Origin of the sequence: Odoribacter laneus YIT 12061 (assembly GCF_000243215.1) — a bacterium.
In the GTDB taxonomy this organism is placed as follows: domain Bacteria; phylum Bacteroidota; class Bacteroidia; order Bacteroidales; family Marinifilaceae; genus Culturomica; species Culturomica lanea.
On sequence record NZ_JH594598.1, the window covers coordinates 196,466 to 215,220 of the forward strand.

Here is an 18,755-nt window from a genome sequence, read left to right on the forward strand (position 1 = left end):
TCTGTTCGGAGCGTTTCTAGTACCCTCATAAATTAGGGATAAGAGGTATTATTCCTGGGAATGATTTTACTCTCACAGATTAAAATAAATTCTTCTTATAAACTTACTTCTCTTAGGGAATTTATTATTCCATAAAAAAGAAAAGGCTGATAACGAATGATCAGCCTTTTTAAAATTTTAATATAATTGTTTCTCCTCACGAAAGGTCTCACTTATGCCTATTCATCATTCCCCGCTACATCAAAACAACCTTCGTAAGTGTTATCAGATGCTTTAACCTCTGTAAAGCGAATTGTATAAGTTCCGTTAGGAAGATCTTCAATGTTAATTTCAACAGGATTCAAAGGATCACCTTTTACCACCTTTTTTAATACAACAGTCTCTTTGCTATCCAAGAACTCAATTAATACTTCATCCATCTGTACTAAAAACATTACAGAAATGTCCGAAGCAGTTTTGATAACGGTAATAGGGACAGGAACTTGATCTACTGGTATAGGAATTTCAGGTTGACCTATTATCAATATCTCATCATAAGTAGGAGGATCATCATCATCCTGTGCATAACTCCATGCGACTAAGCAACTAAACAATACAAATAATACAATTTTTTTCATAAACATAATTTTTTTACAGCCTGAAATTAAACAAAAAAAATGAAAAAACTAAGTATTATGAAAAAATTAATTATCATTTACAAAAATATTATACATTAAGTGTAAAATTTGTTTATAAAAATCTGATAATATATTTCTGATAATAAGAAAATACAAAAATTACATCCTAAGAGAACATTTATTAGCAACCTCTTTTATAAAATCCTTAAATTTTAGTTTCCGGCTATTCTCTATTTTCTTCATAATTTCGCAACGCCGATTATTGATCGTACAATCCATAACTTGCATAAAAGAAGCGATTTCTTTAGTTGTAAATCCGGCACAGGTTAAACAGCATAATTTCAAATCCGTATCTGTCAACATCGGATAATTTATTTTTAATTCCTCTACAAAACCGTCATATAAAATATTTATTCCTTCACAAAACTCCTCCCATTTCTCTACCGCTAATAAATCTGTTAGTATTTTTTTATAATCAACTTCTTGTCGACCATTTAATGTTGTCGCCACAATGATTTTTTTCGTTATTTCAATTCGCCTTTGTACAATTTCTTTCAGTTTTTGATCTCTTTCATTAAGTAATAATAAGTTACACTTTTGTGCAGTTAACTTATGTTCGAAAGTCATCAATCTTAATCTATACGTTATCAATTCCCTTTTACGCTTGTCAACAATATATTGATACAAGGCCACAATAATAATTATCAAAGAACCCAAACTAATTACAATTACCCACAACCACGCTTCTTTCGCTTTTAATAAAGCAGCCTCTCTCTGTAATTGCTCATAACGATATTTTTGTTCAAACTCCCATACAGACTTTCTTTTAAAATCCCTATACATGGAATCTGTTAAAGCACTCACTTTTTTAGCAAATGCCAAAGCTTGATAAAAATTTCCCTTTTTTTCATTAATTTTTTGCAATCGTACATAAACCCCTGGCTTAATTTTTTCTTGCAAAACGTTATCTAGACATTTCTTTATATAATATTCTGCACTATCCAACTTATTCTCTTTCAAATAAATATCTCCTAATAAAATATAATAATCAGAAGATGATTTTTCTTGTAATAAACAAAGAGATGCCAAAGCTTCTTGCTTTGCTAAACGAATATCCCCTGTATACATATAAATATATCCTTTCAAATTATGCCCTAATGCTAGTAAAGAAGTATCATTTCCCTCCTGCGCCATCCATAAAGCTTTATCTAAATAATAAATACAGCTATCATATTGTTTGGTATATCTAAAAATATTCCCCTTTCCTAAAAGTGCTATATTTTCATTTTTTAGATTCTTAGCTTTATGAAAATAATAAACAGAATTGGAAAAAGACTTTTGGGCTTGCTTGATACGAAATTGATTCTCTTGTAAAATGGCAATTCGATTATAGATTAATCCTAACAAATTATTAGCTTCTACGGATAAAGCGATCTTTTCAGCATCCAAAAATACTTTTATCGCCTCCTCCTTTTGCCCTTCATCCATATAATAACATCCCCAGTAATACTTGGCTTCAGCCAATTTTTGTACCTCCCGGTGATGTGAATAATAATCAACCGCAATACGAATTAAAGAATCATTGGGAATGACTTTATGATTTTTATCCAAAGCCTGAGTATACAATAAAGCATACCAAGCATTTTCTTTCGAAGTCAACTGACGAGTATCGATTGTTTCTAACAAGCACAAGGCACTATCCGGATACGTTTCCATAAATTGATCGGCTTTCTGCAACACCATACACGTATCTTTTGAACAACACCAAATACAAAAGGTAATAAAAAACACACCCAAGATTTTCATATTTATAGAAAAATTTTCATTTCCGATAAACTTCTAATTTTCTATAAACCGGAAAATTTGTAATACGATAAATCACCTATAGGAAAGCCGGTATGCGAAAAGCATTAAGGATTGAGCAAATCTTTACAAAAAAAGTCTAACACTCCATTTATCATTTCTACATAAGCCAAGGCCTTTGCATTTTCCGGATTTATACGCAGTACGGCATTGAATCTGTTCAAAGCCTCCGTACTTTTTCCCAATTTGTAATATAATTCACCTATATATAATAACCAAGCTTCTCCTTGTTGCTCTACAGGATATTTTTCCAATTCAGCCAAAGCTTCTGTAATCTGTCCCTCTGCAACCAAACCTTCGATCCTTTCATTCATAATGACAATCTTAAAATGATGAGGTCTAAAAATAAGAAATATATTTAAACCGAAAAAGAGAACGGACTTCTTTCCACTACCTTTTTCTGAATTATATCTTTAAAAACAACTTTTTTTCTGTACAATTCCCTACCCGGTCTATCACTTTTAGCACGATTTGATTCAAGTGCCCTCTCACAAAAGCAGGTTCACTTTTCCGACAACTTAAAATTTTACTCTTCGCATCGTATTCAAACAGACACCAACGACCATTTACTTCTCCCCGATACGACTGAATACCGGAAAATTCATCCTGGATTTTAAATTTTATCCGGCCCTCGATCACGCCCAGGTATTCGATTACAGGCGGACAGGTATCTTCGGCTACCGTATATTTCCCCAAGAGACTTACAAAACTATATAATCCGGCACTATCCCGTTGAGTAACTAAAGCTTCCCGCTTTCCTTTATCACTGATCCGACACAGGATAACTTTTTCTCCAAAATTTCCGGCAACATGCAAACGGGCTTTTTGGTATAAGGGTTCCTCCTCGTAAGAGGTGATAAAACACCCGGCCGAGTCGATTTGCTGTAATGGGTCGACAGAATGAAACAAAGACTTTTCTCCCAATTGCAACGAATAACTCCCGGCCTTTAACCAATGGGGCTGACCCGCTGTCAATACCGGTCCAGCTTTTTCTCTTTTCGCCACTCCTCCTGTCAGTTGAAAGTTTAATTGAGTCTCATTTCCGTATATATCAGCTGCCGTAACTTCCAATTCTACAGTTTCACCTTGTTGCAAAAGAATAGATCCTCCTTCTTCCAATTGTACGCCCATCAAAGACGATAGATGGCTCCCGAAACACCGATAGACCGTCTCACGCCTATCCCGATACAGCCGGAAATCTTTCAATCCGTTAATCAAATTCCCCTGATCAAACGCAGCCGAATCTACCGTTAACCGAAACCTTTCCCTGTCATTGACACGAAGTTGTAACCTATAAACGCCCAACTTATTCCAAGAACCGTTCATTGCATCTGTTATATACAATCCTATTCCGATTTTTCCGGCAGGCAGCTGCGCCTTCGCTACCATACACTTATTGTCCCCCAGATTCTTCACTTCGCACCTGCGTATTACCCCTACCCGACCTTGCTGATCTATACCATATATATAAAGAACCCGAATCCGGGGAGCAATATGATCCCGGATTTTCAGATAATGTAAAGGATTAAGCGTATGTTCTGTGGCCGTATTCCGGTATTCAAAATGCAAATGCGGACCACCGGAGGAACCTGTATTTCCACTATAGGCAATGGTATCCCCCTTGCGAAAAGTCAACTGATAGTCCGACAGGTTTTCATCGATCTCAAAAGACTCTTTGGCATACTGAATCCTTCGTACCACTTCTGTTACTTCGCGGTTAAATTTTTGTAAATGTCCGTATACCGTAGTGGTCCCATCGGGATGCTCTATATACAAAGCATTTCCATACCCTACAGCGGATACTTTTACCCGAGCTACTTTCCCATCCTTCACACAAAGCACCGGCAACCCGACAATTCCTTTTGTCTTCAAATCCACCCCCGAATGGAAATGAGTAGCCCGCAATTCCCCAAAATTCCCACTCAACAAAAGAGGTATCCGGAGGGGAGTTATCTCTTCTTTCGTTTGTGCCGATAACGAAATTAATAACAAATGATTAAACAAAATTAAAACAATAATACGGTACAGATAAAAATATTTCATGGATTAAAAACATCATAAATTCTCCTGCAAATATATCAACACTCTTGATAATATAAAGAAAAAAAATTATCTTTGTCATGAAAAGAACATCGGAGGATTTCTTTTTGTGAATACTTTAAAATAAGCGCTGTTTACAAGGCAGCCATTCAAGTTATTGAAAATATGACGGAGAGACAAGATGCCGTTTTAAACGAGCTGAAATTTAAAGTTGAACGATTAATAAAATTATATATATCCTCACTGGAAAAGAATAGAGATCAGGAAAACAGGATACAACAACTGTTATCGGAAATCGAAAATTTGAAAAGTGAGAACCAGATTTTAAATGAAGAATTAAAAACAGCCAGAGTGGCGAATGCAATTTCAGGCAGTAGTGACGGCAGTTACGAGGCGAAAATGCGAATTAACCAACTGGTGCGGGAGATTGACAAGTGTATTGCTCTTTTGAACAATTGATATGAGTGAAAAAGATACGACGGTTTCGATAAATGTCAGCATCGCGAATAAGAAATTCCCGATCATCGCAAAAAGTCAGGAAGAGGAAGAGATTTACCGGACAGCATCGAAGCGTATTAACGATATGATTTCTAAATTTCAGGCAAAATATGGTACCCAGGCCGATCCTTTGGATTTTCTGTACTTGACGGCTTTTCAGCATACAGTAGCGCTGATACAGGCAGAAAAGAGGAACGATACCGAACCATTGATCCGTGAAATTGAAAAAATTAATTTAAAAATTGATGAATTCGTCAAAGAGTAATTAAATAGGCGTTCTTTGAATTATTCGTAAAGGTATTCCCGCATTATTTCGAATTTAAGCGAAAAACTCAACACTCAAACAATTAGAGCGGATGCTTTATTTGCCGAAAACAGGCCTCAACTCTTCGGAGTTCCTTCGGGACAGTGGAAGTTTGAATCAAATGGCAGCTCTACCCGTGTCATACAGGGGTTTTATTAAATGAAATAGTGCGGGTTTTTTTATGCTGTTCTGGCAGAAGAAGAAGGTGATAAAAGAATAATTGAAGAAAAAGGTTGCATTAATGACTTAATATATACTAATTATAAATAAATTAATTTCAATAATATGACAAATATAATTATAGCAGGGGTGGTGGCCCTGATTGCTGGTTTTGTAATCGGTTTTGTGGTGATCCGGCTCTCCCTAAAGCGCAGGAGCGCTAATATTATCAAAGAAGCCGAAGCTGAAGCCGAAGTCATCAAAAAGGATAAAATTCTTCAGGCCAAAGAAAAGTTCCTCCAAATTAAAGCGGAACATGAAAAACAAGCTGCCGCCCGCAATAACAAATTGCTCATAGCGGAAAACAAGCTGAAGCAACAGGAAACGTTCACCTCTCAGAAGATGGAGGAAATACAACGCAAATCCAAAGATTTACAAGTATTACAAGCTAACATCGACGTTCAGAAGGAATTACTGGAAAAGAAAGTGGCAGAACTGGACAAATTAAAAAAACAGCAGATTGAACAGTTGGAAGCTATCTCAGGCATGTCTGGTGAACAAGCCAAAGAAAAGTTGATCAACTCCCTGAAAGAAGAAGCCGAAGCTGAAGCCGTTTCTTACGTAAATGAAATTATGGAAGAAGCCAAAATGACAGCCAATACGGAAGCTAAAAAAATTGTCATCAAAACCATACAACGCGTAGCTACCGAAACAGCTACCGAAAATGCTGTTTCAATTTTCCATATTGATTCCGATGAAATCAAAGGACGCATTATCGGAAGGGAAGGACGCAATATCCGGGCTTTGGAAGCAGCAACGGGCGTAGAAATTATTGTAGACGATACCCCGGAAGCCATTGTTCTTTCAGGATTCGATCCGGTAAGAAGGGAAATCGCCCGCTTATCTTTACACCAACTGGTGACGGATGGACGTATTCATCCCGCCCGTATTGAGGAAGTTGTAAATAAGGTAAAAAAACAAATTGAAGAAGAAATTATCGAAACCGGGAAACGCACGACGATCGATCTGGGAATACACGGTTTACACCCTGAACTCATCCGCCTTATCGGTAAAATGAAATACCGTTCTTCTTACGGACAGAATTTACTTCAGCATGCCCGGGAAACAGCTAATTTATGCGCTATCATGGCTGCAGAATTAGGACTAAATGTAAAAAAAGCCAAAAGAGCCGGATTATTACACGATATCGGGAAAGTGCCGGATGATGAACCGGAATTACCACATGCTATTTTAGGAATGCAATTGGCAGAAAAATACAAAGAAAAACCGGATATCTGCAACGCCATTGGAGCTCATCACGAAGAAATCGAAATGACTACTCTGATCGCCCCCATCGTACAGGCCTGCGATGCGATTTCCGGCGCTCGCCCGGGCGCTCGCCGGGAAGTGGTCGAATCCTATATCAAACGCCTGAAAGATATGGAAGATCTGGCCCTCTCTTATAACGGAGTAGTAAAAACGTATGCAATTCAAGCCGGACGTGAACTTCGCGTAGTGGTAGGAAGTGAAAAAATTTCGGACAACGAAGCCGAAAAAATCTCCTTTGATATCGCTAAACGTATCCAGGATGAAATGACTTATCCGGGACAGGTAAAAGTCACCGTTATCCGGGAAACCCGTGCCATTGCCTACGCCAAATAGATAAATTTGTAGAGTTTGAATGTTCTCTCTCAGACCGTTTCAACTCTTTTCTCTAACAAAAGGCGGATATATCCTAACAGATGTATCCGCCTTTCTTTATTAGCCAAACAGATAAAAACAACAGAACTCTCCGGAAAAACATCCGAAGTTAAAGTAACAGGAAAGACTATTATTTTTTGGGAAATCAATGCGTTTAAAAAAAATTTTCTTGTTCTTCCTGCTCCTCTTCCGACAAACTGAATTCCTTTCTGGCAAATAATGCCGCCAGTCCGGAAACCTGTTTAAGGCGGACTAATTCGTCCCGGTCCATTCCGATATTACGCATGATCCAATTGTCGGACATTCCCGAGCGGACCAATTCCGTCACAATCCCCGACATCAATTCTACAGAATGCATCCCGCGTGCCCGATTGTGGCGAATCGTAGATGCCATTCTTTGGGATATATCTTTATCGATTACGACTACCGGTAACAGTCCCTTTTCTCTCTCGTAAATACGCCGGGAGGTTTTCATCACCATATAACGATGATAGCCATCCACAATTTCATACTGATCCTCCTCTTTAAGATAATAACAAACGCAAGGCATTGTATACCCATCCTCCCAGATCGATATTTCCAGTAACCGCATTTCAGGCGGAGCTACTACATTGGGATTATAACTGTTGGCAACGACTTTCTCCACCGGTACGGCTTTCACAGTATACACAGGGCTTTCAAATTTTTTTACCATTTTCAAAAGCTTTATATTTATTCATCGCATACTTTTTCATACCCTTATCCCGCTTGGTTTGAGAAAATCCCATATACCTGCAAGTATGGTCGTTCTTCATTATACAGATACACACTCGTTTATAAGTGGGGATCTCTCTAAATTCAGGAATGTCGATATCATCCAGATATTCCATTCGTACAGGTCTTTTCTTCGTCCGGTACGCACTCGTTTCTTCTATAGATATCGGGATATTGGCCGCCTTCAGTTTTTCTATCGTTTTTTCTGCGAGACACCCGCCCCTTTCCCGCCAGAACCGGATACTTACCGCCAGTTTATCCAAATAATTCTGCCGGATCTCTTCCGGAAGGGTGCTCAGCAGAAAATACATATATTCTTTCCATGAAAAACCAGGCGGACAAGTGATGCTTCTCCACCCCATAGCTACGGTACTTCCGTATATTCCCGCACAACCTACACCATTGACACGCCCTATCATCCGTCCCCAGGTATCGGGATCAATGGCTTTATACACCGCCAGAGTCGGAATCGCCTGAGAAATAAACGGACTGGCCACCCGCTGGCGGGAAAGCGGAATCCCTGCCTGATAATACAAGTCGTACAAAGAATTATAGGTCCAGTTAAACCGGCTATTAGCTACCCATACATCCGTAATTTTCCAATCATATATAGGATAAGCATTATATTCCTGCCGGCTAATACGGTGTGTCCACTTGTATTCCTTCAACCGCTGGTAATTCTTCCCACTATGTATAGCCCGCCAGCGATTGAAACTTTCTTGGGTCCGAATGCCCACCAAACAACAAATCCGCCGACATTTTTTCTGCTGCCGTAACCACTCGGGAAACAATTTTTGGAATTCATAATCCCAAAGATTTGTATGAAAAAATTTAAAATCCTTTTCCGTAAGGCTGCCCACCGGCCTCTCTCTGACCCATATATTCCGATAATCCTCGTCCCAAGGACGCCAATACGGCTGAAACATTGAAGTGCAGGTAGGCACTTTAAAAGGAACACAACAATGAAAAACCTCCAGAACATCCCTATTTTCCGACAAGGTACGTTCGACGTATTCGATTGTCTGCCGGTACTGAATTTCATAATCCATATGAAACACCCCCAATTTACGTCCGGGAGCATATTTCCGGATATAATCCACACAGAGATTCAGGAGCACACCGCTGTCTTTTCCTCCTGAAAAAGAAACGTACACATAATCAAAATAATCGAAGATAATCTTCAGTCTTTCCTGCGCTGCTTCATACACATTTAATCTGTACATATGGCTCTTTCCTCCCAATAATACCGCATTTTATTGTAGTTTTTCCACTCAATATGGATTCGAAAACCATTTTGTAAGAACTGCTTTACATGGCGTTTATGAACAATAGCCCAAAGATCCGCCCTTCTCGCCTCCTCTTTAATCACTTCTACCAATAATTTGTTCAAGACCACTCCATCATCTCCTTTTACATAATAATTATCAATTACATAATTACCAGTAGTCGTTTTCCTTACCGGTATAAATCCAATTACCTGTTCGCCTCCGGCAGCTATATACCACACATACCGAGGTCCCGTTTTAAACGGATAGTTGTTGTTTTGCCGCAAAATAGCCGGGTTCATCACCAATGGACAGACAAATTCGTACAATTTTCTGTCCGTTCCTTGAAGTTTAACAATATCCATAACACACATTACTATATATCCCCTCGCGAATTTAACAAAAATTACAAATAAATGTACAGCAATCTTTCTAAAATCTGAAGGGAACATTTTACATCCTCCCGCAACATTTTATCCGAAGGCGGGAACATTCAAACTTTTAAACATTTATCGGAAGTTTATTTTGTTTATCTGTCAAACCTTTTTATTTTTGAGCAGCAAATAAAAAAGAGGAGAAAAACAGGGAAGAGTACATTGCTTTTAGGATTAAAAACCAAATAATAACCATGTCTATACAATCTTCAGAACTCATAACGAACGATGATGGAAGTATATTCCATCTGCATTTATTGCCGGAAGACCTGGCAGATACGGTCATCCTGGTAGGAGACCCGGGCCGGGTAGAAACAATTGCAACCTATTTCGATTCCGTTGAACTGAAAAAAAGTAACCGGGAATTCTATACCCTCACCGGAACGTATAAAAACCGCCGTTTATCGGTATTATCGACCGGTATCGGACCAGATAATATCGACATTGTGATAAACGAATTGGATGCACTGGTGAATATTGATCTGAAAACAAAAGAAATCCGGAAAGAAAAACGCAGTTTGAATATCGTGCGCATCGGTACCTCGGGATCCGTACAAGCAGATGTCCCCGTCAATTCTTTTGTTATCTCAGAAAAAAGTATCGGATGCGATGGTGTACTTCGTTTTTACGGAAATGCCCCACAGGTGTGTGACCAGGATTTCGAAAAAGCTTTTGCAGCACATTGCCAATGGACTCCGGAAGCTGCACATCCTTACGTGGTAAATGCCTCCCCGTTGTTAGTATCCCGCCTGCATACAGAGGGAATAACAATCAAAGGCGTCACCCTGACCGCCGTAGGATTTTATGGTCCTCAAGGACGAGTACTGCGTTTGCCTCTGGCTATGCCGGGAATCAACGACCGAATTACAGCCTTCCGGTATAAAGATTACAAAGTAACCAATTATGAAATGGAAAGCGCTGCCATTACCGGACTCTGTAATCTGTTAGGCCACCACGCAGCAACGATTTGCCTGATTATTGCAAACAGAATGACAGGGGCAGCTTCTGCTGATTATCACGGTTACATGAACAAATTGATCACTTATACATTAGACAGATTAGCCTTATAAAAAAGATATTGGATAAATATATACAAAACTGAAGAAAGATGGGCGGAATCCCTTTATGTTTCTGAATCTTTCCTTGCAGAAAGCGATTAAACTTTTACGATTATGATACAAAGATTACAATCCGTTTTTTTATTTCTAACCTTCATTATTACCGGACTTCTATTTTTTTTACCGGTTATTCAATTAGAAATTCCACAGAATAATACAGATCTCAATCCGTTCTTTCTGTTCTACACCTCTAAATATGTACAAGCCGGAAATCCTTCTGTTTTTATCACTTACAATTGGTTTTCCATGATACTCAATATTATTATCACAGGGCTTGCTTTTTTTACCATTTTCTTATACAAAAAACAATTACTACAATTGCGCATGTGTCTGGTAAATATAATTTTAATGATCGGTTTGGTCATTCTTGTCTCTATTCAGGCTTATAATATTGTAAAACCGACAGGTATATGGCATATCGAATTGGGATTTTGTTTCCCAATTATCGGCATTATCCTGACCTGGCTGGCGATGCGGGGCATTATAAAAGATATTTCGATCTTGAAATCATACGACAGAATCCGCTAAAGTATAAATGTATAAATCCTAAATTATAAATCATCTAAATCATGACTAAATTAAGTTTTTTGATATTTTTTATATTCATCGGAAGCGCGTCCCAAGTATGGGCTTGCACCAACTTTTTATTTACGAAATCGACAACAAAAGACGGTTCTACGGCCATCACCTATTCCGCCGATTCCCATGTATTATACGGGGAACTTTACCACTGGCCGGCAACGGATTGGCCGGAAGGCAGTCTGGTGGATATTTACGAATGGGATACCGGGAAATACCTGGGAAAAATTCCTCAGGTACGTCATACCTATAATGTAGTCGGTAATATGAACGAACACCAGCTGGCTATAGGAGAAACCACCTATGGAGGCCGGCACGAACTTTCTTCTCAGCAAGGAGCAATTATAGATTACGGTAGTTTAATTTATTTAACCCTTCAAAGAGCCAAAAATGCCCGGGAAGCGATTCTGGTAATGACGGATCTGGTCGAGGAATACGGCTATGCCAGTGAAGGGGAATCCTTTTCAATCAGCGACCCGAATGAAGTATGGATCATGGAAATGATCGGCAAAGGAGAAGGTGAAAAAGGAGCGGTCTGGGTGGCCCGGATGGTACCGGACGGCTATATTTGTGCTCACGCCAATCAAGCTCGTATTACGACATTTCCGTTAGAAGGCCGTACCTCTATTTCCTCTGAAAAAATAAAGGACATTTTCAACAAAGAAATTACGACAGTATATGCTAAAGACGTTATTTCATTTGCCAAACAAAAAGGCTTTTATCCGCAAACGGCTAAAAATACAGATTTCAGTTTTTCCGATACTTATGCTCCGGTAGACTTCAGCGGAGCAAGGGCTTGTGAAATTCGGGTATGGGCATTTTTCAACGAATTAAACCCGGATATGGCACAATATTGGGAGTATGCCAAAGGGACAAATATTCAAAAGGACGAAAAAGGCTATGCTCTAAATCGGATGCCGCTTTGGATAAAACCCAACAGGAAAGTCGACGTATTGGAAATCATGGATTTTATGCGAAATCACCTCGAAGGAACAGAGCTGGATATGCGAAAAGATCCAGGAGCCGGTCCGTATGAATGCCCTTACCGTTGGAGACCCATGAACTATAAAGTAGACTCTGTCACTTACGTAAACGAACGGGCAACAGCTACCCAACAAACAGGATTTACCTTCGTCAGCCAAAGCCGCAGCTGGCTGCCAGACGAAGTAGGAGGAATCCTTTGGTTCGGTGTAGACGACGCTGCCAGCACAGTCTACTTCCCGATGTATACTGCCGCTACCCAGGTTCCTTACGCTTATGCCGTAGGCAATGGTAGTATGATGGAATTCACTAACAAAGCCGCCTTCTGGGTATTCAATCAGGTAACCAACCTGGCTTATACCCGCTACAATGTCATTCACCCGGATATCCGGGCCAAACAAAAAGCTTTGGAAACACAATACAAAGCTTATGTACAGATGACAGATGCAGCAGCCATGAGTATCATAGCACAAGATCAGAAACTGGCTGTAGCTTACCTGACAGATTTTTCCTGCAATACAGGCAATCAACTGGTAGCTACCTGGAGAGATTTCTATGCGTATCTCTTCCCCCGTTATATGGACGGCAATATAAAAACAGCTCTCCCGGGACAGAAAAATCCGAAAGTAGAAAATCCTCCGCTTCCGGACTGGTATTTACGCACGATTATCAACCACATGGGAGATAAACAGAAAGTGGTAGAATAACCGCTCATGAGGGAAACGTTCGAAAGTTCAAAGGAATAAAGCTTTTAAACTTTTATTCTGAGAAATGTTTTGCATTCCGAAATTATTTCTCTACTTTTGTTGCCCGATTGAGTAATATAAGGGTTCCTGGAGACCCGCTAGAATATTAAAAACAGACAACGTACGTAATCTCTTACAAAAAGCTCAGGTAGTAATATTGCGTTCGGTAAATTATTAAAAACGAAAAAGATGGACTTAATTAAAATTGCAGAACAATCATTTGCAAACGAAAATCAAGTTGAGCATCCTTCATTTGCCCCCGGTGATACGATTAGCGTACACTACAAAATCATTGAAGGAAACAAAGAAAGAATCCAGATTTTCCGGGGAGTTGTTCTCCAGATCAAAGGAGCAGCCGGAAACAAAACTTTTACGGTAAGAAAAATGTCTGGTAACGTAGGAGTGGAAAGAATTTTCCCTTTGAATTCTCCCTACATCAAACAGATTGAAATAAACAAAACCGGAAAAGTCAGAAGAGCCAGAATCTACTACTTCCGCGATCTTACTGGTAAAAAGGCCAGAATCAAAGAAAAGAGATCTTAACGGTTTCATTGAAATAAAAGCTCTACAAAAAAGTAGAGCTTTTTTTATTTTTCTTAAATTTGTGACAAGTTCAGTTTTTTATGTTCAGGATGCAGATAAGAAAAATTTGAAGCTTAGTGATTTTTGCCTTATTTTTTACAGCATCCGTATAAGCGGAATGACATACAAACTATTTATCAATATAAAACGAAGGAATTATGGAGAATACTGAAATTATCAAGACTGCCAAAGCTAAGGCTGAAGCCTGGCTGAACGATGCTTATGACCAGAAAACCCGGGAAGCTGTAAAAAAAATGCTGGATGCAGCAGATTCCACAGAATTGGTTGACTCCTTTTACAATGATCTTGAATTCGGTACCGGAGGATTAAGGGGAATCATGGGAGCCGGCACCAACCGGATGAATATTTACACGGTCGGAGCGGCCACTCAAGGTTTTGCCAATTATATCAATAAAGTATTCCCCGATGCTCCGCACAAAGCTGTATGTATCGGACACGACTGTCGTCATAATTCCAGGTATTTTGCAGAAACAGTAGCGGCTATTTTCTCTGCCAACGGAATCACGGCCTATCTATTCGAAGACCTACGTCCTACCCCGGAAATGTCTTTCGCTATCCGGGAATTGGGATGTAAAGGAGGAGTGATCATCACCGCCTCTCACAACCCCAAAGAATACAACGGTTACAAAGCTTACTGGGAAGACGGTTCCCAGCTTGTGCCCCCCCACGATAAAAATGTCATCGAGGAAGTAAAAAAAATAAAAGTTACGGATATTAAATTTACTCCGGTAAAAGATAAAATTGTCATCCTCGGAAAAGATATCGATCAAAAATTTTTAGCAAAAGTAAAAACCTTGAGTCTTTCTCCGGAAGCTATTCAACATCAGCACGACTTAAAAATCGTATTTACTCCTTTGCATGGAACCACCTACGAACTCGTACCGGCTTCTCTACGTAATTGGGGATTTACCAATATTACAACAGTTCCGGAACAAATGATTCCCGACGGCGATTTCCCGACAGTAGCTTCTGCTAATCCGGAAGAACCGGCAGCTTTCAAAATGGCTTTGGATAAAGCCCGGGAAATAAATGCTGATTTGGCAATGGCCTGTGATCCCGATGGAGACCGTATCGGAATTGCCGTACAAAACGATCACAAGGAATGGATATTACTGAACGGCAATCAAACCAACATTATTTTCACCTATTACATCATCCGGCGCCGTCAGGAATTGGGATTGATAAAAGGCAATGAATACACGATTAAAACCATCGTCACCTCAGAACTCCTCAAAGAAATTGCCGAAAAAAACGGAATCCCTTGTTACGATGTCTATACAGGATTCAAATGGATTGCCGACATGATCCGGAAAAAGGGAGCCGATGGATATATTGGTGCCGGCGAAGAATCCTTCGGTTTTATGCCAGGTTCCTTTACCCGGGATAAAGACGCTGTCTCTTCGACCTCTCTTATGGCAGAAATCGCCGCCTGGGCCAAAGATAACGGAAAAACTCTCTTTACCCTGCTCAAAGAAATATACGCCGAATACGGGTTTTCTCAGGAAAAAATGATCTATATCGTCAGAAAAGGACTGAGCGGAGCTCAGGAGATTAAAAATATGATGTCGGAATTCCGGCACAATTCTCCCAGCAGCATTAACGGTAGCCGTGTCGTGATTAAAAAGGATTATGCCGATTTAAAAGCAACCGATCTGACGACCGGCAAAGTTAGCCCGATGGATTTTCCGACCACCAGCGATGTCCTCCAGTTTTTCCTGGCGGACGGCTGCAAAATTTCCGTGCGTCCCTCCGGAACTGAACCCAAGATCAAATTTTATTTCGAAGCAAGAGCAGAAATGGAAAGCATAGCTGACTTTGAAAAAGCTCAACAAATTGCAAACCAAAAAATTGAGGGAATCATCAAAGATTTAACTATTCAGTAAAACATACGGAATTCCCTCAAAAGAGAATGTCCCCAAAGTCAGTATCTTACATGACTTTGGGGGTATTCTTTGCAATCAGCAAGCCGAAAGAGAAGCATTAATCCGATAAAAGGAGGGCCAATCTGCTCATTCCCCCTCTTTTCCTACAGTATTGTTTCGAAAACACAGCTTACTTCTAAAATTTTACAGGACCGATTTTTTCCATTAAATCTAGAATTGCAACTTGACGACGATATAGATAAGGAGAAGGATGGGCTGAATCAAACCGCAAAGGGTTCGGTAAAGTAGCCGCAATCAATGCCGCCTCTGAAACCGTAAGCATCCGTGCCGATTTTGAAAAGTTAATACGGGCAATTTCTTCAGCCCCATAAATACCTTTCCCCATTTCAATCGAATTCAGATAGACCTCCATAATTCGCTCTTTTCCCCAAATCCATTCGATCAATAAGGTAAAGTAGGCCTCTAACCCTTTACGGAAATAGGAACGGGAAGGCCAAAGAAAAACATTTTTAGCCGTCTGCTGCGAAATGGTACTCGCCCCTCTCTGCTTCCTTCCCTGCCGGCTTTCTTCTCTCGCCTTTTTCAACTGAACCCAGTCAAACCCCTTGTGTTCCAAAAAGAGATTGTCTTCAGAAGCTACCACTGCCTGCACCAAGGCGGGAGAAATTTCGTCTAAAGGCACCCATCGGTGTTCCAGGCGGGCATTCTCTCCCCTCCACAGTTGTTCTCCCACACGCAACAACATCAAAGGAGTGACATAAACCGGCATATATTTGTATAAAACAACAGCCAATAAACTTAAAACAAAAAAAGCCAAAATAAGATTCCTGATCCAGCCGACCAACCGTCTGAAAAGAGATTTTCTTTTTGCTTTCATTCCTTTTGCAAAATCAAAAGTTATAATCTATTCCTTACAATTTCTGCTTCTCTTCCGTTCTTTACTCACAAATTTTATCAATCTTTTCTTCTTCCTCAAAAAATTCCGGTTTGAAATTGATAAAATAGAGTCGTTTCCGGGCCCTCGTTACAGCCGTATACAACCACCGCCAATATTCCCCTGTCATCCTTTCTTCTGTAATCCACCCCTGATCGACAAAAACAGCATCCCATTGGCCCCCCTGAGCTTTATGGCAGGTCACAGCATAAGCAAATTTAATTTGCAAGGCATTGAAAAATTCATTTTCCCTCACTTTTTCAAACCGCTTACGCCGGGAAGTCCATTCCGCATAATCAGCTTCAATGCGATTATAAAAATTCCGGCTCTCTTCGTACGTTAAGGCAGGTGCATCGGAAATCAAGGTATCCAGCATCACCCAAACATTGATTTCTTCTTCATAACTGTCAATCGATAAGGTCGTTCGGGCAAAATGATAACCGTAAATCTCCGCCCTCTTTCCCACCCGGTTTACCGTAGCAATATCTCCGTTGGCAATGAAATCAATATGTTCGTAATCTTTTCCCCAATAGTAATTATTTTTTACAACCATAATCCGGTCCCCACTACAAAAATCCTCCTCTCTGTATAAAATGGTCCGGCGGATGCCTTCATTAAAACGGTTGGCCCTTTTATTCGACCGACATACGACAATTGTCTCGTCTACTCCATATTTTCCATAACAATCCTCTATTGCTTCCAGCAACTCTCCGCCGTTGATGCGGTATACATCCGGAAATCCAGCTATCCTCAACGCACATTCCACCACACTTCCTCCAATGTGTTGCCGGATAACCGTAGCATTATACAAAATACCAGACTGCCGGGCCTGCCGCATGACGTCTGTCAACATAGCCTCATAAACCTTTATATGATAAAGCGAACGAAGTTGCTGAGGGTCCAAAGCCGGACTAATCTCCAAACCTACCGGCGGTAATTGAGCCATATCCCCAATCAACACCAAACGGTTATTCCGTCCATTATACACATACTCCATCAAATCATCCAGTAAACGTCCCGAACCAAAATTACTCTCTTCCCCTGCATTTGCAATCATAGAAGCCTCGTCTACAAAAAACAAAGTGTTAGCTCCTCCATTGAATCCGAGATCAAAAATTCCTTCGCCTTCTGTAGCTGATTTTTGCCGATAAATCTTTTTATGAATCGTAAAAGCCGATTGTCCCACATAAGCAGAAAATACCTTGGCCGCCCGCCCCGTAGGCGCCAACAACACGACCTTATAATCAAATGATAATAAGGCATTGACAATAGCCGACACCAAAGACGTTTTTCCCGTCCCGGCAAAGCCTTTTAAAATAAACAAACTCTCCTCCTCCCGTTCGAAAAAAAAACGGATGAATTCATTGGCAGCCTTTTTTTGAGTCGGAGAAAATTCAAAATCGAAATACTTTAAGATAATCTCCTCAAAATGTTTTTCTATCATCTGTAAATTTAATCGCCGAATATGGTCTTTAATTTAATTTTTTTTCTAAATTTGCGAGCAGGAATGAAGTATTGAAGTTGCGTTTCCATCGTTTGAAATTTAGTGTAAATATACGATTAATAGCTCACAGCTACAACGGGAAAGAAATTGTTTAACGTAATTAATATACAAAAATAACTTAAATATGAAAAAACTAATTATTCAGATTCTTTTAGTAATTCTGATCGTTTTCCTCGGCTACAAATGCTATGAAAGCATCATGGTACCTCAGCGTTTTAAAGCTATTAAGGAACAAAGGTACGATAAGATTATTCAACGTCTGAAAGACATTCGTACAGCTCAAGATGCTTTCCGAAGTGTTTATGGCAGATATACTCCTAGTCTTGACTCGTTAATTCATTTTATGAAATACGATTCAGTAACGATCGTTCGTTCTATCGGTACGTTGACTGATGAACAATTGGAAGCCGGTATGACCGAAGCAGAAGCGATCAAGAAAGGATTGATTATCCGTGAAAAAATACAGGTAAATGCCTTGGAAAATACTTTCGGAAAATCCTATCCGATCGATATGATCAAATATGTGCCGTTCACCAATAAAAAATATGAATTTAAAATGGGTGCCGGTAAAATTAAAACCGACTCCGGTGTAGAAGTTCCGGTATTCGAAGCCCGTATTTCCAACGATAAGATTTTCGAAGATGTCGACGGAGAATATCACGAACAAATTCTGGAAGAAAACGGAGAAAGATTACGTCTGAAAAAATATCCCGGCCTGAAAGTAGGCGACTTGCAGGAAGCCAACAATAATGTAGGAAACTGGGAATAATGAA

Annotated in this window: 18 protein-coding genes; 9 read left to right on the plus strand and 9 right to left on the minus strand. The window is 39.8% G+C overall.

Going from position 1 to position 18,755, the window contains the following annotated elements:
- Positions 1-218 precede the first annotated feature (218 nt).
- From HMPREF9449_RS14985 to HMPREF9449_RS15000, 4 genes are all read right to left on the minus strand, one after another.
- Positions 219-617 carry a DUF3244 domain-containing protein gene (locus HMPREF9449_RS14985; RefSeq protein WP_009138115.1) on the minus strand — a complete coding sequence of 133 codons (399 nt, stop codon included), beginning with the start codon at positions 615-617 and terminating at the stop codon, positions 219-221.
- Between the two features lie 159 nt (positions 618-776).
- Complete coding sequence (locus HMPREF9449_RS14990) at positions 777-2,360, minus strand: tetratricopeptide repeat protein (protein ID WP_187118609.1); 1,584 nt, start codon at positions 2,358-2,360, stop codon at positions 777-779.
- A gap of 167 nt (positions 2,361-2,527) precedes the next feature.
- Positions 2,528-2,794, minus strand: a complete 267-nt coding sequence (locus tag HMPREF9449_RS14995; RefSeq protein ID WP_009138117.1) for a tetratricopeptide repeat protein — start codon at positions 2,792-2,794, stop codon at positions 2,528-2,530.
- A 91-nt stretch (positions 2,795-2,885) separates the two neighbouring features.
- The gene (locus tag HMPREF9449_RS15000; protein WP_009138118.1) at positions 2,886-4,523 is read right to left on the minus strand and encodes a M23 family metallopeptidase; all 1,638 of its coding nucleotides are present in this window, start codon (positions 4,521-4,523) and stop codon (positions 2,886-2,888) included.
- A gap of 162 nt (positions 4,524-4,685) precedes the next feature.
- Between HMPREF9449_RS15000 and HMPREF9449_RS15005 the strand changes: the two genes are divergently transcribed.
- The 3 genes from HMPREF9449_RS15005 to rny all read left to right on the plus strand — a co-directional run bounded on the left by HMPREF9449_RS15005 (position 4,686) and on the right by rny (position 7,143).
- Positions 4,686-4,979 carry a hypothetical protein gene (locus tag HMPREF9449_RS15005; protein WP_009138119.1) on the plus strand — a complete coding sequence of 98 codons (294 nt, stop codon included), beginning with the start codon at positions 4,686-4,688 and terminating at the stop codon, positions 4,977-4,979.
- A gap of 1 nt (position 4,980) precedes the next feature.
- On the plus strand, positions 4,981-5,283 hold the full coding sequence (locus HMPREF9449_RS15010; RefSeq protein ID WP_009138120.1) for a cell division protein ZapA: 303 nt from the start codon (positions 4,981-4,983) through the stop codon (positions 5,281-5,283).
- Between the two features lie 324 nt (positions 5,284-5,607).
- On the plus strand, positions 5,608-7,143 hold the full coding sequence (rny, locus tag HMPREF9449_RS15015) for a ribonuclease Y (protein WP_009138121.1): 1,536 nt from the start codon (positions 5,608-5,610) through the stop codon (positions 7,141-7,143).
- A 193-nt stretch (positions 7,144-7,336) separates the two neighbouring features.
- Here the strand turns inward: rny and HMPREF9449_RS15020 are convergent, their stop codons facing one another.
- From HMPREF9449_RS15020 to HMPREF9449_RS15030, 3 genes are read right to left on the minus strand one after another with little or no spacing between them, the layout of a single operon-like run.
- Complete coding sequence (locus HMPREF9449_RS15020) at positions 7,337-7,876, minus strand: IbrB-like domain-containing protein (RefSeq protein ID WP_009138122.1); 540 nt, start codon at positions 7,874-7,876, stop codon at positions 7,337-7,339.
- Positions 7,860-9,158, minus strand: coding sequence for a DUF3440 domain-containing protein (locus HMPREF9449_RS15025; protein WP_040612100.1), 1,299 nt, complete (start codon positions 9,156-9,158; stop codon positions 7,860-7,862). Before HMPREF9449_RS15025 ends, HMPREF9449_RS15020 begins: the two co-directional genes overlap by 17 nt.
- On the minus strand, positions 9,146-9,565 hold the full coding sequence (locus HMPREF9449_RS15030; RefSeq protein ID WP_009138124.1) for a glycosyltransferase family protein: 420 nt from the start codon (positions 9,563-9,565) through the stop codon (positions 9,146-9,148). Before HMPREF9449_RS15030 ends, HMPREF9449_RS15025 begins: the two co-directional genes overlap by 13 nt.
- Before the next feature lie 263 nt (positions 9,566-9,828).
- On the opposite strand from HMPREF9449_RS15030, the gene HMPREF9449_RS15035 reads away from it, so the two are divergent.
- From HMPREF9449_RS15035 to HMPREF9449_RS15055, 5 genes are all read left to right on the plus strand, one after another.
- On the plus strand, positions 9,829-10,704 hold the full coding sequence (locus tag HMPREF9449_RS15035) for a nucleoside phosphorylase (protein ID WP_009138125.1): 876 nt from the start codon (positions 9,829-9,831) through the stop codon (positions 10,702-10,704).
- 102 nt (positions 10,705-10,806) lie between these two features.
- The gene (locus tag HMPREF9449_RS15040; RefSeq protein WP_009138126.1) at positions 10,807-11,280 is read left to right on the plus strand and encodes a DUF4293 domain-containing protein; all 474 of its coding nucleotides are present in this window, start codon (positions 10,807-10,809) and stop codon (positions 11,278-11,280) included.
- 41 nt (positions 11,281-11,321) lie between these two features.
- On the plus strand, positions 11,322-13,019 hold the full coding sequence (locus tag HMPREF9449_RS15045; RefSeq protein WP_009138127.1) for a C69 family dipeptidase: 1,698 nt from the start codon (positions 11,322-11,324) through the stop codon (positions 13,017-13,019).
- A 228-nt stretch (positions 13,020-13,247) separates the two neighbouring features.
- A complete protein-coding gene (gene rplS / locus HMPREF9449_RS15050) occupies positions 13,248-13,601 on the plus strand; it encodes a 50S ribosomal protein L19 (protein WP_009138128.1) in 354 nt (117 codons plus the stop codon).
- 197 nt (positions 13,602-13,798) lie between these two features.
- Positions 13,799-15,544 carry a phospho-sugar mutase gene (locus HMPREF9449_RS15055; protein WP_009138129.1) on the plus strand — a complete coding sequence of 582 codons (1,746 nt, stop codon included), beginning with the start codon at positions 13,799-13,801 and terminating at the stop codon, positions 15,542-15,544.
- Positions 15,545-15,719: 175 nt separating this feature from the next.
- On the opposite strand, the gene mtgA is transcribed toward HMPREF9449_RS15055, so the two are convergent.
- Both mtgA and HMPREF9449_RS15065 read right to left on the minus strand, forming a co-directional pair.
- Positions 15,720-16,421, minus strand: a complete 702-nt coding sequence (gene mtgA, locus HMPREF9449_RS15060) for a monofunctional biosynthetic peptidoglycan transglycosylase (RefSeq protein WP_009138130.1) — start codon at positions 16,419-16,421, stop codon at positions 15,720-15,722.
- A 61-nt stretch (positions 16,422-16,482) separates the two neighbouring features.
- Positions 16,483-17,922, minus strand: coding sequence for an ATP-dependent DNA helicase (locus tag HMPREF9449_RS15065; protein WP_009138131.1), 1,440 nt, complete (start codon positions 17,920-17,922; stop codon positions 16,483-16,485).
- Positions 17,923-18,106: 184 nt separating this feature from the next.
- Between HMPREF9449_RS15065 and HMPREF9449_RS15070 the strand changes: the two genes are divergently transcribed.
- Positions 18,107-18,751, plus strand: coding sequence for a hypothetical protein (locus HMPREF9449_RS15070; RefSeq protein WP_009138132.1), 645 nt, complete (start codon positions 18,107-18,109; stop codon positions 18,749-18,751).
- Positions 18,752-18,755: the final 4 nt, after the last annotated feature.

Coding starts and splice junctions, on each gene's coding strand:
- HMPREF9449_RS15065 (WP_009138131.1), bottom strand. CDS start 17,922: ATGATAGAAAAACATTTTGAGGAGATTATCTTAAAGTATTTCGATTTT.
- HMPREF9449_RS15070 (WP_009138132.1), top strand. CDS start 18,107: ATGAAAAAACTAATTATTCAGATTCTTTTAGTAATTCTGATCGTTTTC.
- HMPREF9449_RS15005 (WP_009138119.1), top strand. CDS start 4,686: ATGACGGAGAGACAAGATGCCGTTTTAAACGAGCTGAAATTTAAAGTT.
- HMPREF9449_RS14995 (WP_009138117.1), bottom strand. CDS start 2,794: ATGAATGAAAGGATCGAAGGTTTGGTTGCAGAGGGACAGATTACAGAA.
- rplS (WP_009138128.1), top strand. CDS start 13,248: ATGGACTTAATTAAAATTGCAGAACAATCATTTGCAAACGAAAATCAA.
- HMPREF9449_RS15055 (WP_009138129.1), top strand. CDS start 13,799: ATGGAGAATACTGAAATTATCAAGACTGCCAAAGCTAAGGCTGAAGCC.
- HMPREF9449_RS15020 (WP_009138122.1), bottom strand. CDS start 7,876: ATGGTAAAAAAATTTGAAAGCCCTGTGTATACTGTGAAAGCCGTACCG.
- mtgA (WP_009138130.1), bottom strand. CDS start 16,421: ATGAAAGCAAAAAGAAAATCTCTTTTCAGACGGTTGGTCGGCTGGATC.
- HMPREF9449_RS15010 (WP_009138120.1), top strand. CDS start 4,981: ATGAGTGAAAAAGATACGACGGTTTCGATAAATGTCAGCATCGCGAAT.
- HMPREF9449_RS15025 (WP_040612100.1), bottom strand. CDS start 9,158: ATGTACAGATTAAATGTGTATGAAGCAGCGCAGGAAAGACTGAAGATT.
- HMPREF9449_RS15000 (WP_009138118.1), bottom strand. CDS start 4,523: ATGAAATATTTTTATCTGTACCGTATTATTGTTTTAATTTTGTTTAAT.
- HMPREF9449_RS15045 (WP_009138127.1), top strand. CDS start 11,322: ATGACTAAATTAAGTTTTTTGATATTTTTTATATTCATCGGAAGCGCG.
- HMPREF9449_RS14985 (WP_009138115.1), bottom strand. CDS start 617: ATGAAAAAAATTGTATTATTTGTATTGTTTAGTTGCTTAGTCGCATGG.
- HMPREF9449_RS14990 (WP_187118609.1), bottom strand. CDS start 2,360: ATGGTGTTGCAGAAAGCCGATCAATTTATGGAAACGTATCCGGATAGT.
- HMPREF9449_RS15035 (WP_009138125.1), top strand. CDS start 9,829: ATGTCTATACAATCTTCAGAACTCATAACGAACGATGATGGAAGTATA.
- HMPREF9449_RS15030 (WP_009138124.1), bottom strand. CDS start 9,565: ATGGATATTGTTAAACTTCAAGGAACGGACAGAAAATTGTACGAATTT.
- rny (WP_009138121.1), top strand. CDS start 5,608: ATGACAAATATAATTATAGCAGGGGTGGTGGCCCTGATTGCTGGTTTT.
- HMPREF9449_RS15040 (WP_009138126.1), top strand. CDS start 10,807: ATGATACAAAGATTACAATCCGTTTTTTTATTTCTAACCTTCATTATT.